A 15414-nucleotide genomic window follows, 5' to 3' on the forward strand; every position below is an offset into this window, starting at 1 on the left:
GGTCAGGCGCTTTGCTGCGTCGGGCATGTTTTACGCCCTATTTGGGCCAGATGAGGCAACGAACGATGAGTGTAACCGGAATTGAAAAGCTGGAATTTGGCGTTGAAGACCTGACGCACTGCGCCAAATTTATGCGTGATTTTGGCCTGACGGGCGATGCCAGTGGCCAGCGTTTTACCACCCTGAGCGGCGCGCGCGTGGAACTTAACCCGATCGACAGCCCCGACCTGCCCCCGGCGTTTGAAGCGGGCAACACCCTGCGCCGCATGACGTGGGCGGTTGCCGCACAGTCAGATCTGGATGCGCTGCGCCCGAAGCTTGCGCAGCAGCCCGGCTTTCGCGAAGTGGGTGACGCCCTGGAGTGTCTTGACCCGAACGGCATGACGCTGCGTGTGCAGGTCAGCCAGCAGACTGAGGTGGAACTGAATGTTGAGCCGATCAACCAGTGGGGCGACGCTCGCCGTATCGACACCCCCAGCCCGGTTTACGATCGCGCCCAGCCCATTAACGTGGGGCACGTGGTGTTCTTCGTGGAGGAGCTCGCGGCGGTGGAGACATTTTACCGCGAGGTGCTCGGCTTCCAGGTCTCTGACCGCTACATCAACCGCGCCGTGTTTCTGCGCTGCGGCGTGCGCGGGGGTCATCACAACCTGTTCCTGCTGCAGCTGCCGAACCGCAAGCGCGGCCTGAACCACGTGGCCTTTACCGTGCGCGATATTCACGAAGTGATCGGCGGCGGGATTGCGATGAACAAAAACGCCTGGAGCACGTTTATCGGACCCGGCCGCCATCCGGTGTCGTCAGCCTACTTCTGGTACGTCAACAGCCCGACCGGCGGGGCGTTCGAGTATTACACCAATGACGACTACCTGACGGAAAACTGGCAGCCGCGCGAGCTGGAGCATTCGCTGGTCTCCTTTACCGAGTGGGCGGTGGAAGGCGGGATCGATCACGACACGCGCCGCCAGCAGAAAAAACCGGAGGCGGTATGACGTCGCGCATTGTCATTATTGGTGGCGGTCAGGCGGGAGGCTGGGCGGCGAAAACCCTGCGCGACGAGGGCTTTGACGGTGAGATCTGCGTGGTGGCGGAAGAGGCGTGGGATTTCTATGAACGTCCGCCGCTGTCGAAAGCGGCTCTGCTGGAGGCGGACGCGACGCTTCCGCGACTCTTTACTGAAGAGGCTCAGCAGGCGCTGAATCTGACCTGGTACCGTCCGCTGCGCGCGGAGCAGATTGACCGCAACGCAAAAACGGTGCGCTTGAGCAGCGGCGAACGAATTAGTTACAACATCCTTTTAATTGCCACCGGGGGGCGGGCGCGCCTGCCGGGCGAGGCGTGGGCTGCGCATCCGCAGGTCTACACCCTCCGCCACTGGCAGGACGCGCAGCGCCTGAAACGTCGGCTTGTGGAAAGTCAAAAGCTGGCGATTGTGGGCGGCGGCTGGATAGGCCTGGAGATTGCCGCTTCTGCGCGCAAAAGCGGCGTCGCGGTCACCCTGTTCGAGCAGCAGCCTGCGCTGTGCATGCGCTCGGTGAGCGGCGAGGTATCGCAGCGCTTAGAGACCATTCACCGTGAGCAGGGCGTGGAGATCCGAACCGGCTGCGGCGCGCTGGAGCTGGAGGACGATAACGGCCTGCCGGTCATTCACTGTGATGGCAAACGTGAAACCTTTGATGCGGTGGTGGTAGGGATCGGCGTCGATCTCAATCTGGAACTGGCGCGCGACGCGGGGCTGCAAACCGAACGCGGGATCGTGGTGGATGCGCAGGGCCGCACGTCGGATCCGTCCATCTTCGCTGCCGGGGATGTGGCACAGCATCATCATTACGGCTTGTGTATTCAGTCCTGGGCCTTCGCCCAGAATCAGGCGGTGGCGGTGGCAAAAGCGATGCTTAACCCCGATGCGGCAGGCTATGACGACGCGCCGTGGCTATGGTCGGATCAATACCAGCACAACATCCAGATCCTCGGCATTCCGCAGCCGGGCAGCCGCACCATAGTGCGTGAAGACGCGCTGTACTTCTCGCTGGACGAAAATGGGCGCCTGACGCAACTGGTGGCGTTCAACGATGCGCGCACCGTCAAGCTGGCGAAGCGCTGGATGGCGGCCGGGCGGGATTTATCAGACGTGCCGCTCGCCGACCCAACTTTTTCACTGATGTCATTGCGATAGTTAACCCGCACCCGTAGGGGGAGACATGACCACATTAGAGACCAACACCGCGCCCGTTGAGGCGAGCGGTGAGGGGACCCGCACGCCTGAAAAAGCGGTGCGCTGGGCCATCCCGCTGTCGCTGCTGGCCTGCGTGCTGCTGGCGTTTTTCGACAAAATCAGCATTGCCGCGCTGTTTTCTGACGGCCACTTCCAGCAGGCGATGGGCATCGATTTTGACACCACGCGCCTCGGCATTCTGATGAGCGCCTTCCTGTTGAGCTACGGCTTTTCATCGGTCTTTCTCAGTGGGCTGGGGGACAAAATCGCCCCGCTGCGCCTGCTCACCGGGATGATGGTGGTGTGGTGCGTGCTGATGGTGGCGATGGGCTTTACCCATAACTACACGCTGATGATCGTGCTGCGCATTCTGCTGGGCGTGGCGGAGGGGCCGCTGTTCCCGCTGGCCTTCGCCATTGTGCGCCACAACTTCCCACAGCATCTGCAGGCGCGCGCCACCATGCTGTGGCTGCTGGGCACGCCGGTAGGGGCGGCGATTGGCTTCCCGCTCTCCCTCTGGCTGCTGAACACCTTCGGCTGGCAGAGCACCTTCTTCGTGATGGCGATGCTGACCGTACCGGTGCTGATCTTCGTGCGCGTCGGTCTGCGCGGGATCCGTCTGGAGGCGAAAAGCGATACGTCACAGACCTCCCGGGACGAACGGCGTGCTGCACGGCGCGAGCTGTTTGTCAGCCCGCACTTCTGGATCATCTGCATCTTTAACATCGCTTTCCTGACCTACCTGTGGGGCATTAACGGCTGGCTGCCGGGCTACCTGATCAAGGGGAAGGGCATTCACCTGGAACATGCGGGCTGGCTGTCGTCGATGCCGTTCATCGCCATGCTGGCGGGGGAAGTGATTGGCGCATGGCTCTCTGACCGGGTCGATAAGCGCGCGGCGGCCTGCTTTATCTCCATGGCGGGGGCCGCTGTCGGGCTCACGGCCGTAATGCACCTCGATACCCCGCTGACCATCATTGCGGCGATGAGCTTCAGCACATTCATGTGGGGCACCGGGGCACCCAACATTTTCGCCCTGCTGGCAAAGGCCACCCATCCAAGGGTGAGCGCCACGGCGGGCGGCATTTTCAACGGGCTGGGAAACTTTGCGGGCGCGCTGTCGCCAGCGGTGATGGGCGCGCTTATCGCCTTCACCCACAGCATGGATTCCGGGCTGATTTTTCTGGCGGTGATGGCGGCGGTGGGCTGCGTCCTGTTACTGCCGCTGCTGAGACGTTACTGAGGAGAGTGTCATGACTGATTCAACCGTAACCAACCCATCTGGCATCAAACCTGACCACCTGACGATGGAAGAGTGGGTCGAGTCCCGTATTGCGCGCTTTGAGGGCCGTAAATACGACTGGAACGCGCTGAAGTTCCAGGCCGATTTTGACCCGAAATACCGCCGCGCGCAGATGCGCTATATCGGCACCGGCGCTACCGGCGTGGCGAGCGACACCAACACCGTACAGGCGGAGCATTTTACCTTTTCCACCATGGTACTGCCGTCGAAGTGCGAAGGGCCGCTGCACCTGCACGACGATGTGGAAGAGGTGTTCTTCATGCTCAAAGGGCAGATCACGCTGATGATCCAGGACGGCGATAACTACACCGAAACCGTGCTGCGCGAGCGTGACCTGATCTCCGTTCCGCCGGGGATCTATCGCGGGCTGTTTAACCACGGCGAAGAAGAGGCGCTGATGTGCGTCATGCTGGGCACCAACAAGCCGGAAATTCCGACCTACCCGGCGGACCATCCGCTCTCGAAAGTGAAGCGGAACTAAGGGGGCATGATGACGGGTTTTCGTGAACAGGGAAGCGGCATTCCGCTGATGCTGCTGCACGGGATCAGCTCTGGCGCAGCCTCCTGGCACAAGCAGATGGCGCTGAACGGTTTTCGCGTGCTGGCGTGGGACATGCCCGGTTATGGCGAAAGCCCGATGCTGGCCGCGGAACGGGCGAACGCGGGGGATTACGCCGATGCGCTGGCGGCGATGCTTGACCGGGCTGGCGTGTGGCAGGCGGTGCTGGTGGGCCATTCACTCGGGGCACTGGTTGCCAGCGCCTTTGCGGCGAAATATCCGGATCGTGTGCTGCATCTGGTGCTGGCGGACGCCGCGCAAGGTTACGGCCAGGCCGCGCCGGAGCAGCGCGAGCAGGTCTGGCGCAGTCGCGAGCAGCAGATGGCACGCGGCGGCGAAATCCTCGCGCAGACCCGCGTCGCAAAACTGCTGCGTCCCGGCGCGCGTGAAGCGGATATCGCCACCGTGGCAGCGGGCATGCGCAGGCTTCGCCCCGAGGGCTACCTCGCCGCCGCGTGGATGCTGGCGCACGACGATATTCATGGCTGGCTGAAGCGCTATTCAGGCAACTTTGAAGTGTGGTGCGGCGAGCAGGATGCGATCACGCAACCCGAGCTGGTGCAGGGGCTGGCGCTGCGCTACGGCATGCCGTTTATCGCCATTGCCCAGGCGGGACATGCCAGCTATCTCGATAACGACGCCTTTTTTAACCAACAGCTTTTACGTATTAACGAAGAGGTGCGCGATGAATGCACAAATTGACGGACGCGTAGCGGTCGTCACCGGCGGTTCTTCTGGTATTGGCTTTGAAACGCTACGCCTGCTGCTGGGCGAGGGGGCAAAAGTGGCCTTCTGTGGCCGCGATCCGGATCGCCTCGCCAGCGCCCATGCCGCGCTGCATAACGAATACCCCGGCGGGGAGGTTTTCTCTTATCGCTGCGACGTGCTGAACGCTGACGAGATGCAGGCCTTCGCGGATGCCGTTCAGGTGCGCTTTGGTGCCGTGGACATGCTGATCAACAACGCCGGGCAGGGATACGTGGCGCACTTCCATGACACCCCGCGCGAGGCGTGGCTGCATGAAGCTGAACTCAAACTGTTTGGCGTGATCAACCCGGTGCAGGCGTTTCAGCCTTTGCTGGAGCAGTCCGACATCGCTTCCATCACCTGCGTGAACTCCCTGCTGGCGCTGCAGCCGGAGGAGCACATGATTGCCACCTCTGCCGCCCGCGCCGCGCTGTTGAATATGACGCTGACGCTCTCAAAAGAGCTGGTGGGCAAAGGCATCCGCGTGAATTCGATATTGCTGGGCATGGTGGAGTCCGGGCAGTGGCAGCGTCGCTTTGAAAACCGGACAGACAAAAGCCAGAGCTGGCCGGAGTGGACAGCGGAGATCGCCCGCAAACGCGGTATTCCGATGGCGCGCCTCGGCAAGCCGCAGGAGCCCGCGCAGGCGCTGCTGTTCCTCGCCTCGCCGCTGGCTTCGTTTACCACCGGTGCGGCACTGGACGTTTCCGGCGGCTTTTGCCGCCATCTGTAAGGACACATCATGAAAAAGATTATGTTGATTGGTTTTGGCGCCATGGCGCAGGCGGTGATTGAGCGCCTGCCCGCTGGCGTGGCTATCGGCTGGATTGTGGCGCGCGAGGCCCATCATGCGGCGATTCACGCGCAGTTTGGTGATGCGGTAGTGGCATTGACCTCACCGCTGGAATGTGCGCAAACGCCCGACCTGGTGCTGGAGTGCGCCAGCCAGCAGGCGGTAGCGCAGTACGGTGAGGATATTTTACGTCGCGGCTGGCATCTGGCGGTTATTTCGACCGGCGCACTGGCGGACAGCGCGCTCGAACAGCGCCTGCTCAACGCCGGCGGCAGACTGACGCTGCTCTCCGGGGCGGTAGCCGGTATCGACGGGCTGGCGGCGGCGAAAGAGGGCGGGCTGGCGCGCGTGACTTACCAGTCGCGTAAAAGCCCGGCCAGCTGGCGCGGCAGCTATGCCGAGCAGCTTATCGATCTTAATTCGGTATCTGCTGCGCAGGTCTTTTTTGAAGGCAGCGCCCGCGAGGCGGCACGACTGTTTCCGGCCAACGCCAACGTGGCGGCCACCGTGGCACTCGGCGGCGTGGGAATGGACGACACGCGCGTACAGCTGATGGTCGACCCGTCAACGAAACGTAACACCCACACGCTGCACGTTGAAGGCGCGTTTGGTGAATTCCATCTGGAGCTAAGCGGCCTGCCGCTTGCCTCTAACCCGAAAACCTCCACCCTGGCGGCACTCAGCGCGGTACGCGCCTGCCGCGAGCTGGCCATGAGCTGAGGAGTGACGATGGACGATCTGAAGATATTTATCGGCGGCCAGTGGCGACACGGTGGCGGCAACCCGATGCAGAGCTATTTCCCGGCAGACGGGTCGATCAACGCGACGTTGAATGCGGCCAGTCCCGACGATCTGCATGACGCGATCGAGGCTGGCGAGCGCGCGTGGCGCGATCCCGCCTGGCGCTACAGCCTGCCGCATATGCGGGCGAAGATCCTGCACAAGGTGGCAGATCTCATTGAATCCCGTGTCGACGAGCTGGCGCAGATGCAGAGCCGCGATAACGGCAAGCCGCTGGCGGAGGCCCGCGGGCTGGTAATGAGCGCGGCGGGAACGGCGCGCTACTTTGCCGCCGCCTGCGAGCTGCTGGAAGGGGAACTTCCGACGCCGCGCCAGCCGGATTTACTGACCCTGAGCCGCTATGAGCCGCTCGGCGTGGTGGCGGCCATCACGCCGTGGAACTCGCCGATTGCCAGCGAGATGCAGAAGGTCGCTCCGGCCATTGCCGCGGGTAACGCGGTGATCCTCAAGCCCGCCGAAGCCACGCCGCTGATGGCGCTGGAGCTGGCGCGGATATTTGAACAGGCCGGGCTGCCCGCCGGGCTGCTGAGCGTGCTGCCGGGCAAAGGCTCGGTGATTGGCGATGCGCTGGCACGCCACCCTAAGGTACGCAAAATTTCCTTTACCGGCGGTACCACCACGGGCCGTCACCTGGCCCACGTGGCGGCGGAAAAACTGATCCCGGCATCGCTGGAGCTGGGCGGAAAATCGCCGACTATCGTGCTGGAGGATGCGGATATCGAGCAGGCCGCGCGCGGGATCTGCTACGGCATTTTCAGCTCGGCGGGGCAGGCGTGCATCGCCGGTTCACGGCTGTTTATCCACGAGAGCCTTTACGCCCCGCTGATGGCGCGGCTGCTGGAGTTAACCCGCGGTCTGCGCGTCGGACATCCGTTTACCGACGGTGTCCACGTTGGGCCGCTGATCAATGAAAAACATCGTCAGAGCGTACAGGCGTACGTTGAGCTGGCAAAGCGTGAAGGGGGCCGCGTGCTGTGCGGTGGAGAGATCCCGGCCGATCCCACGCTGGCAAGCGGCAGCTTCTTCCTGCCAACGATTATCGAAGGGCTGAGCAACAGCGCCCGTGTCTGCCAGGAGGAGATCTTTGGCCCGGTGCTGGTGGCGATGCCGTTTCGCGATGAAACCTCGCTTATCCGCGAGGCCAACGACTCGGTTTACGGCCTGGCCGCCGGGATCTGGACACGCGATACCGGGCGCGCGCTGCGCTTAAGCGAACAGCTTGAGGCGGGCACGGTGTGGATCAACACCTACAAAGTGTTTGCGATTTCGACCCCGTTCGGGGGCTTTAAAGAGAGCGGTCTGGGCCGCGAGAAGGGCATTCAGGGGCTGAAAGCCTGGATGCAGCAAAAGAGCATTTATCTGGCGACGGGTAACAGCGTCAACCACTGGTGCGACTGAGAAAGGGTGAGCAATGAGCGAAATGATAACCGTCGGCGACGCCATCGCCAGAACGCTGGAGCAGTATCAGGTCGAGGCCATCTACGGCGTCATCTCCATTCACAACCTGCCCATCGCGGATGCAGTAGGGCAGCGCGGCAACATCCGCTTTGTACCGGCACGCGGCGAAGCGGGGTCTGTCACCATGGCTGATGCCCACGGACGTTTTTCCGGCCTTGGCGTGGCGCTGACCAGCACCGGCGCGGGCGCGGGTAACGCCGTAGGCGCGCTGGTGGAGGCGATGAACGCCTGCACGCCGCTGCTGCACCTGACCGGGCAGGTAGAAAAAGCCTGGCTGGATGCCGATACCGGGTTTATCCATGAAACCCGCGACCAGCTGACTTTCCTGAAGGCCAGCTCAAAACGGGCGTATCGCATCAGCAATGCCAGTCAGGCGATAGCGATTTTGCATAAAGCGATTCAGGAGGCGCAGATACCGCCGTGCGGGCCGGTCTCCGTGGAGATCCCGATTGATATTCAGGGCGCGAAAATTCCGCTGTCGCTGGTGACCGCTCCGGTGAAACCGGCGCCGGGTGTGAGCGTTGATGCGACCGTTATCGATACGCTGTGGGCGCAGCTCAAGCAGGCAAAACAGCCGCTGCTGTGGCTGGGTGGCGGGGCGCTGGGCAGCGCTGAGGCGGTGAAAAAGCTGGCGGATGCGGGCATTACCGTGATCTCCAGTACTCACGCGCGCGGCGTGCTGCCGGACAGCCATCGCGCCAGCCTGCGGGCGTTCCACAACTCGCCATCGGTCGAGGCGCTCATTTCGCAGTGTGACTTTACGCTGATTGCCGGTTCACGTCTGCGCAGCAATGAGACCCGTTCATGGACGCTCGAGTTGCCTTCTCCGCGGGTGCAGATTGATATCGACCCGGCGGCGGCAAGCCGTAACTATCTGATGGATAACACGCTGGTAGCCGACTGCTCAGCGTTGCTGAGCGCGCTGGCTGAAAAAGCACAGGGGCGTGAATGGGGGAATGCTCAGTGGGATGGTCTGGTTCAGGAGGCGGTGACACAGGCCGAACGTGGGCTGCGTGAACAGTGCGGCGTCTATACGCAACTCAACGATGCCATAGAGAAAGCGCTACCTGAAGATGGCCTGCTGGTGCGCGATATTACCGTTTCCGGCAGCCTGTGGGGCAGCCGACTGTTCCGCGCCAGAGGGCCGCTGATGAATATTCACTCTCTGGCCGGGGCAATTGGCATGGGCCTGCCGATGGCGATTGGCACCGCGATTGCCAACCCACAACGCAAAGTGGTGGGGCTGGTGGGGGACGGCGGTCTGAGCCTGAATCTGGGCGAACTGGCGACGCTGGCGCAGGAGAAGGCCAACGTGACGTTGCTTATCATGAATGACGGCGGCTACGGCGTGATGCGCGGTATACAGGACAAGTATTTCGGTGGCCGTCAGTACTATAACGAGCTGCATACGCCGGATTTTACCCTGTTGGCACAGGCGATTGGCCTGCAGGCATGGAGCGTTGAGCGGGCAGAGGATTTTGATGCGGTGATGACGGAAGCGCTGGCGATGCCGGGACCGTCGGTAGTGGAAGTGCGGATGGGACAAATTGGCGCGCTGAAGTTTGCCGGGCCGCCGCAGAAAACGCTTTACTAGCTGTCGTGCCCGGTGGCGCTGCGCTTACCGGGCCTACGTTTCGGGTAGTAGGCCGGGTAAGGCGAAGCCGCCACCCGGCTTGTTTTATCAGAACACGTTAAACGGGTATTCCACGTAAGCGCGGATCTCATCCCCGCCCACGTTGTAATCGCTGGCGTTGCTGGAGACGCGCAGTACGGAATAGCGCAGTTTCAGCTTCAGATCTTTCGCCGGGCCGTCCTGCACCTGATACTGGATCTGGTTAAACCATTCATGCTCTTTGCCGTTACTGGTTTCAGCGGTTTTAATGTTGTCGCCACGCACGTAGGCGGTGGTCCAGCTCAGACCCGGCAAACCGAGACCGCCAAAGTCCAGCCCGTAAGACGCCTGCCATGAACGTTCGTCTTCACCATTAAAATCAGACCAGTAGGAGTTCGCCAGCCAGATGGTGTTGCCGCCGTCACCAACACCGCCCTGGTCGCGGTAGCCGCCATAGTTGTAGCCGGTGCTTCCGCTGCTCTGCTGGTACACCACTTTGAACGTATGGATATCCCAGATGTAGCTCGCCGCCAGGCTCCAGATGGTGTTGCTGCGGCCCGTGTCGAGGCTGTCTGCGTAGCCCTGATCCAGACGCGAGTTGTAGCCGTTAAAATCGAGTACCAGCTGCTGGCCGGTGCTGAACGGCTGTTTGAAATTCATGCCCAGATATTGCTTGTTCATCACCTCTTCATTATGGGAGGCGTACAGCGCGCCGCTGAACTGGTCATTGAACTGGTAGCTCGCCCCGCCGAAGGAGAAGCCCTTGAGGCCGCTGTCGTGGCGATCGTCACTTTTACGCTGCTCGTCGGTGAAATAACCGGCGTTGATTTCCAGACCGTCGATCTCTTTAGAAGTCAGCATGGTGCCGGTGTAGCTTTCAAACAGCAGGCGGGAGCTGTCGGCGTTAATGATTGGCAGCTCGGGACGCTGATTACCGTAGCTGAGTACGGTATTCGAGATGCGCATTTTGGCGGTCGCGCCAAATTTCGCCAGATCGGATTTTGCGCGTCCGTCGTCTTCCTGTTTAAAGAAGTCAATGCCACCTGCGCCGCTCTTACCGCGGCCGCCGTCCAGACGCACGCCATACTGCGCAATGCCGTCTACGCCAAAGCCAACCACTCCTTCGGTAAAACCTGATTCAAAGGTGGCGATGATACCCTGACCCCATTCTGCTTTATCCTGCTGGCCCTGGTGATAATCACGGCTGATATACGCATTGCGTAAAAACAGATCTAAATGGCTGTCATTAATAAAACCCTGGCTGTCTGATTGTTGGCTTGCAACGGCAGGTAATGTGGCAAATATGCTTAACGCAACTAACGATAATTCTTTTTTCACGGAGGGAACGTCTCTGTCTTAATATATTAATTTGAATTACTGCGGATTCGATAATTACCCGAAAAGTAACCGATTGCAATAATTATGTGACCAGACATTTCAATGGTGAAGGGCAGGTGTGACGGGGCTTTTGTGGGTGTTACCGATATGTGCGGTTAAGTTAGCAATTCATGCGAAATAAAAAGGAGGCAAATTTGCCTCCTTCCAAAATTATTTAATTCCGTCTGCGGCCATACGGTCGCGAATATGTTGTGCACGCGCTTCTGAGGCCGGGTGATCGTCAAACATGGAGCTTTGACGTCCGGCTTCCAGTTTAGCCAGCTTTTCAAAACTGGTGGCTAAACCTGCTGGATTGATACCGCGTTTGCGCAACAGATCGTAGGAGTAGTCATCCGCTTCGGACTCCTGACGTTGAGAGAACTGGGAGTTAACCAGTTTTTCGCCCACATCGCCAAGCTGTGACTGGGACAGGCTGCCCACAATACCGCCCGCAGAAGCCGCCGCCGCGCGGATGGCGTTAGTGCCTAAGGCGACCTGCATCCCTTTCTTCACGTGGCCGAGGGCAACGTGGCCCATTTCATGGCCGATCACCGCTTCCACTTCGTTGTCGGTCATCATGTCCATTAACCCGCTGTAAACGCGGATACAGCCGTTCGCCATGGCAAAGGCGTTCACGTCTTTCGCGACGTACACTTTATAGTTCACCGGCTGACCGTTAATGTTATCGCCAAGCGCAGAGGCAATTTTATTCAAACGCTGCGTGTAGGGACTGTTGGCCGGGGCAATCGTAGCCTTTCCATCCATATCTTTACAGGCCTGGTCGCTCAGGGCTTTAACCTGCGCGTCGCTCAGGGAATAGGCCTGAAAAGCTTCTGCGCCTGAGGACATCAGGCCGTTAGAATCCATATTCTGACAACCGCTCAGCAGGAACGTTGTACCCAGGGCCAGCACTAATGCACGCATTTTCATGAGGTTGCTTCCGTACTCGTTAATCTGAATAAAATCCGAAAAGTACACCGACAGCGAAGCCGGGGTCGGGCTAAGTATAAGGAATATCGACGGGCCCGGGCGAGCAGATTGCGCAACATGCGAGCATGATCCAGAGATTTCTTAAGCGGCAAAAGAATGCTCCATGTACATGGCATGCCGCTTGGGTTACATTGTTGGCACTTTTTTCCGGCGTAGCCCAAAACGCGCTGTCGTCAAGGGCATGGCCTTTAACAGTCCGATCTGGAGTTAAAATGTCCTCACGTAAAGAGCTTGCTAATGCTATTCGTGCGCTGAGCATGGACGCAGTACAGAAAGCCAAATCTGGCCACCCAGGGGCCCCTATGGGTATGGCTGATATCGCCGAAGTCCTGTGGCGTGATTTCCTGAACCACAACCCGCAGAACCCGGCATGGGCTGACCGCGACCGTTTCGTGCTGTCTAACGGCCACGGCTCAATGCTGATCTACAGCCTGCTGCACCTCACTGGCTACGATCTGCCTATCGAAGAGCTGAAAAACTTCCGTCAGCTGCACTCCAAAACCCCGGGTCACCCGGAAGTGGGTTACACCGCAGGTGTTGAAACCACGACCGGCCCACTGGGTCAGGGTATTGCGAACGCGGTGGGTATGGCGATTGCTGAGAAGACTCTGGCGGCGCAGTTCAACCGTCCTGGTCACGACATTGTTGACCACTTCACCTACGCGTTCATGGGCGACGGCTGCATGATGGAAGGCATTTCTCACGAAGTGTGCTCCCTGGCAGGTACCCTGAAGCTGGGCAAACTGGTTGCGTTCTACGACGACAACGGTATCTCCATCGACGGTCATGTTGAAGGCTGGTTCACTGATGACACTGCGGCACGTTTCGAAGCCTACGGCTGGCACGTTGTGCGTGGCGTTGATGGCCACGATGCTGATTCGATTAAACGTGCAGTAGAAGAAGCGCGTGCGGTCACTGACAAACCATCCCTGCTGATGTGCAAAACCATCATCGGCTTCGGTTCTCCGAACAAAGCGGGCACCCACGATTCCCACGGTGCGCCGCTGGGCGACGCGGAAATCGCGCTGACCCGTGAAGCGTTGGGCTGGAAACACCCTGCATTCGAAATCCCATCTGAAATCTATGCCCAGTGGGATGCCAAAGAAGCGGGTCAGGCGAAAGAAGCGGCCTGGAACGAGAAGTTCGCGGCTTACGCTAAAGCCTTCCCACAGGAAGCGGCTGAATTCACCCGTCGTATGAAAGGTGAAATGCCGTCTGACTTCGACGCGAAAGCGAACGAGTTCATCGCTAAGCTGCAGGCGAACCCATCTAAAATCGCCAGCCGTAAAGCGTCTCAGAATGCGATCGAAGCGTTCGGTCCATGGCTTCCAGAATTCCTCGGCGGCTCCGCTGACCTGGCACCGTCTAACCTGACCCTGTGGTCTGGCTCTAAGCCAATCAACGAAGATGCGGCCGGTAACTACATCCATTATGGTGTACGTGAATTCGGTATGACCGCTATCGCGAACGGTATCTCCCTGCACGGTGGTTTCCTGCCGTACACCTCTACCTTCCTGATGTTCGTGGAATATGCACGTAACGCCGTGCGTATGGCTGCGCTGATGAAACAGCGTCAGGTGATGGTTTATACCCACGACTCCATTGGTCTGGGCGAAGATGGTCCAACTCACCAGCCGGTAGAGCAGGTTGCTTCTCTGCGTGTCACCCCGAACATGAGCACATGGCGTCCATGTGACCAGGTGGAATCTGCAGTGGCATGGAAATACGGCGTTGAGCGTCAGGACGGTCCAACCGCGCTGATCCTCTCCCGTCAGAACCTGGCACAGCAGGATCGTACCGAAGAGCAGCTGGCGAACATCGCCCGCGGTGGCTACGTGCTGAAGGATTGCGCGGGACAGCCAGAGCTGATCTTCATCGCAACCGGTTCTGAAGTTGAGCTGGCTGTTGCAGCCTGGGACAAACTGACTGCCGAAGGCGTTAAAGCGCGCGTGGTTTCCATGCCGTCTACCGATGCGTTCGACAAGCAGGATGCTGCTTACCGTGAATCCGTACTGCCTAAAGCCGTTTCCGCACGCGTGGCGGTTGAAGCGGGTATCGCTGACTACTGGTTCAAATACGTGGGCCTGAACGGCGCTATCGTCGGTATGACCACCTTCGGTGAATCTGCTCCGGCAGAGCAGCTGTTCGAAGAGTTCGGCTTCACCGTTGAGAACGTTGTCGCTAAGGCGAAAGAACTGCTGTAATTGCCGTTTTGCCCGGTGGCGCTTACGCTTACCGGGACTACAAATGGCTCGAAAGTAGGCCGGGTAAGCGCTAGCGCGCCACCCGGCTTTTTTGTAAGCATTATTCCACCTAAAATGTGACGCAAGTCATATAGCTCGCTTATTCATCTGGACAGACATTCCTTTTATTCCCCGATTCGCTTATTCTTGCTGAAGCGTTTCAGTCGATTAAATGTTCGACAATTGACCAATCAATCGCAGTTTGTGATAGCAAAGATTCCCCTTCGGGCGTAGCTGGATTACTCTTTCAGCCACCTCGAACTCAGGGATAGCTTTGCAGGAGATCTATGACCGTACGCGTAGCGATTAATGGCTTCGGTCGCATCGGGCGCAACGTGGTTCGTGCTTTATATGAATCCGGGCGTCGGGCGGAAATTACCGTGGTGGCAATCAATGAACTGGCGGATGCTGCGGGCATGGCGCATTTATTGAAATATGACACCAGCCACGGACGCTTTGCCTGGGACGTGCGCCAGGAAAGGGATCAGCTGTTTGTCGGTGACGATACGATCCGCGTACTGCATGAGCGCAGTATTGCCGCGCTACCGTGGCGTGAACTGGGTGTGGATGTGGTGCTTGACTGCACCGGCGTATATGGCAACCGCGAACACGGCGAAGCGCATCTCACCGCCGGCGCGAAAAAAGTCCTGTTCTCTCATCCCGGCAGTAACGACCTCGACGCAACGGTCGTTTTCGGCGTCAATGAGCATGAGCTGCAAGCCGAACACCGTATTGTCTCCAACGCCTCCTGCACCACCAACTGCATTATTCCGGTCATTAAACTGTTAGACGATGCATATGGCATTGAATCCGGCACCGTGACCACGATTCATTCCGCCATGCACGATCAGCAGGTCATCGACGCCTACCACCCGGATTTACGACGCACGCGTGCTGCAAGCCAGTCAATCATCCCGGTGGACACAAAACTGGCTGCCGGGATCACCCGAATTTTCCCGCAGTTTAATGACCGTTTTGAAGCGATTGCCGTGCGTGTACCGACGATAAACGTCACCGCAATTGATCTCAGCGTGACGGTGAAAAAACCGGTAAAAGCCTGTGAAGTCAACCTGTTGCTGCAAAAAGCGGCACAGGGGGCATTTCATGGTATAGTTGACTATACGGAATTACCGTTGGTCTCAGTGGATTTTAACCACGACCCGCACAGCGCCATTGTTGATGGCACGCAAACGCGCGTCAGTGGCGCACACCTTATCAAGACGCTGGTCTGGTGTGATAACGAATGGGGCTTTGCTAACCGAATGCTCGACACCACGTTAGCAATGGCTGCCAAAGGTTTCAGGTAAGACGCATCG

At 59.3% G+C, this 15414-nt stretch carries 13 protein-coding genes; 11 read left to right on the plus strand and 2 right to left on the minus strand.

Going from position 1 to position 15414, the window contains the following annotated elements:
- The first annotated feature begins 65 nt into the window (after nucleotides 1-65).
- From PUZ33_RS05135 to PUZ33_RS05175, 9 genes are read left to right on the plus strand one after another with little or no spacing between them, the layout of a single operon-like run.
- Nucleotides 66-992, plus strand: coding sequence for a VOC family protein (locus PUZ33_RS05135; protein ID WP_020687066.1), 927 nt, complete (start codon nucleotides 66-68; stop codon nucleotides 990-992).
- Complete coding sequence (locus PUZ33_RS05140; RefSeq protein WP_062677015.1) at nucleotides 989-2176, plus strand: NAD(P)/FAD-dependent oxidoreductase; 1188 nt, start codon at nucleotides 989-991, stop codon at nucleotides 2174-2176. The genes PUZ33_RS05135 and PUZ33_RS05140 overlap by 4 nt, the downstream gene beginning before the upstream one ends.
- Nucleotides 2177-2201: 25 nt before the next feature.
- Nucleotides 2202-3458 (plus strand): MFS transporter, encoded by a 1257-nt coding sequence (locus PUZ33_RS05145; RefSeq protein WP_038420552.1) that lies wholly within the window; start codon nucleotides 2202-2204, stop codon nucleotides 3456-3458.
- 10 nt (nucleotides 3459-3468) lie between these two features.
- The gene (locus PUZ33_RS05150) at nucleotides 3469-3999 is read left to right on the plus strand and encodes a cupin domain-containing protein (RefSeq protein ID WP_013098646.1); all 531 of its coding nucleotides are present in this window, start codon (nucleotides 3469-3471) and stop codon (nucleotides 3997-3999) included.
- 9 nt (nucleotides 4000-4008) lie between these two features.
- Complete coding sequence (locus PUZ33_RS05155) at nucleotides 4009-4779, plus strand: alpha/beta fold hydrolase (protein ID WP_058680980.1); 771 nt, start codon at nucleotides 4009-4011, stop codon at nucleotides 4777-4779.
- Nucleotides 4763-5557, plus strand: a complete 795-nt coding sequence (locus tag PUZ33_RS05160) for an SDR family oxidoreductase (RefSeq protein WP_038420550.1) — start codon at nucleotides 4763-4765, stop codon at nucleotides 5555-5557. Before PUZ33_RS05155 ends, PUZ33_RS05160 begins: the two co-directional genes overlap by 17 nt.
- 9 nt (nucleotides 5558-5566) lie before the next feature.
- The gene (locus tag PUZ33_RS05165) at nucleotides 5567-6337 is read left to right on the plus strand and encodes an aspartate dehydrogenase (protein ID WP_029883147.1); all 771 of its coding nucleotides are present in this window, start codon (nucleotides 5567-5569) and stop codon (nucleotides 6335-6337) included.
- Nucleotides 6338-6346: 9 nt separating this feature from the next.
- Nucleotides 6347-7816: an aldehyde dehydrogenase gene (locus PUZ33_RS05170; protein WP_058680979.1), complete on the plus strand. Its 1470-nt coding sequence runs from the start codon at nucleotides 6347-6349 to the stop codon at nucleotides 7814-7816.
- A gap of 13 nt (nucleotides 7817-7829) precedes the next feature.
- Nucleotides 7830-9470 (plus strand): thiamine pyrophosphate-binding protein, encoded by a 1641-nt coding sequence (locus PUZ33_RS05175; protein WP_058680978.1) that lies wholly within the window; start codon nucleotides 7830-7832, stop codon nucleotides 9468-9470.
- Between the two features lie 87 nt (nucleotides 9471-9557).
- Here PUZ33_RS05175 and PUZ33_RS05180 read toward each other — a convergent pair whose 3' ends face one another.
- Both PUZ33_RS05180 and PUZ33_RS05185 read right to left on the minus strand, forming a co-directional pair.
- Complete coding sequence (locus PUZ33_RS05180; protein ID WP_058680977.1) at nucleotides 9558-10826, minus strand: OprD family outer membrane porin; 1269 nt, start codon at nucleotides 10824-10826, stop codon at nucleotides 9558-9560.
- Nucleotides 10827-11036: 210 nt separating this feature from the next.
- Entirely contained in the window at nucleotides 11037-11795 is a 759-nt protein-coding gene (locus PUZ33_RS05185) for a M48 family metallopeptidase (RefSeq protein WP_013098638.1), read from the minus strand.
- Nucleotides 11796-12067: 272 nt separating this feature from the next.
- Between PUZ33_RS05185 and tkt the strand changes: the two genes are divergently transcribed.
- Nucleotides 12068-14059 carry a transketolase gene (tkt, locus tag PUZ33_RS05190; RefSeq protein WP_038420542.1) on the plus strand — a complete coding sequence of 664 codons (1992 nt, stop codon included), beginning with the start codon at nucleotides 12068-12070 and terminating at the stop codon, nucleotides 14057-14059.
- Between the two features lie 326 nt (nucleotides 14060-14385).
- Nucleotides 14386-15405, plus strand: coding sequence for an erythrose-4-phosphate dehydrogenase (epd, locus tag PUZ33_RS05195; protein WP_020687074.1), 1020 nt, complete (start codon nucleotides 14386-14388; stop codon nucleotides 15403-15405).
- The last annotated feature ends 9 nt before the right edge of the window (nucleotides 15406-15414 follow it).

The sequence above is a fragment of the Enterobacter cloacae complex sp. 2022EL-00981 genome, from assembly GCF_028737495.1.
In the GTDB taxonomy this organism is placed as follows: domain Bacteria; phylum Pseudomonadota; class Gammaproteobacteria; order Enterobacterales; family Enterobacteriaceae; genus Enterobacter; species Enterobacter cloacae.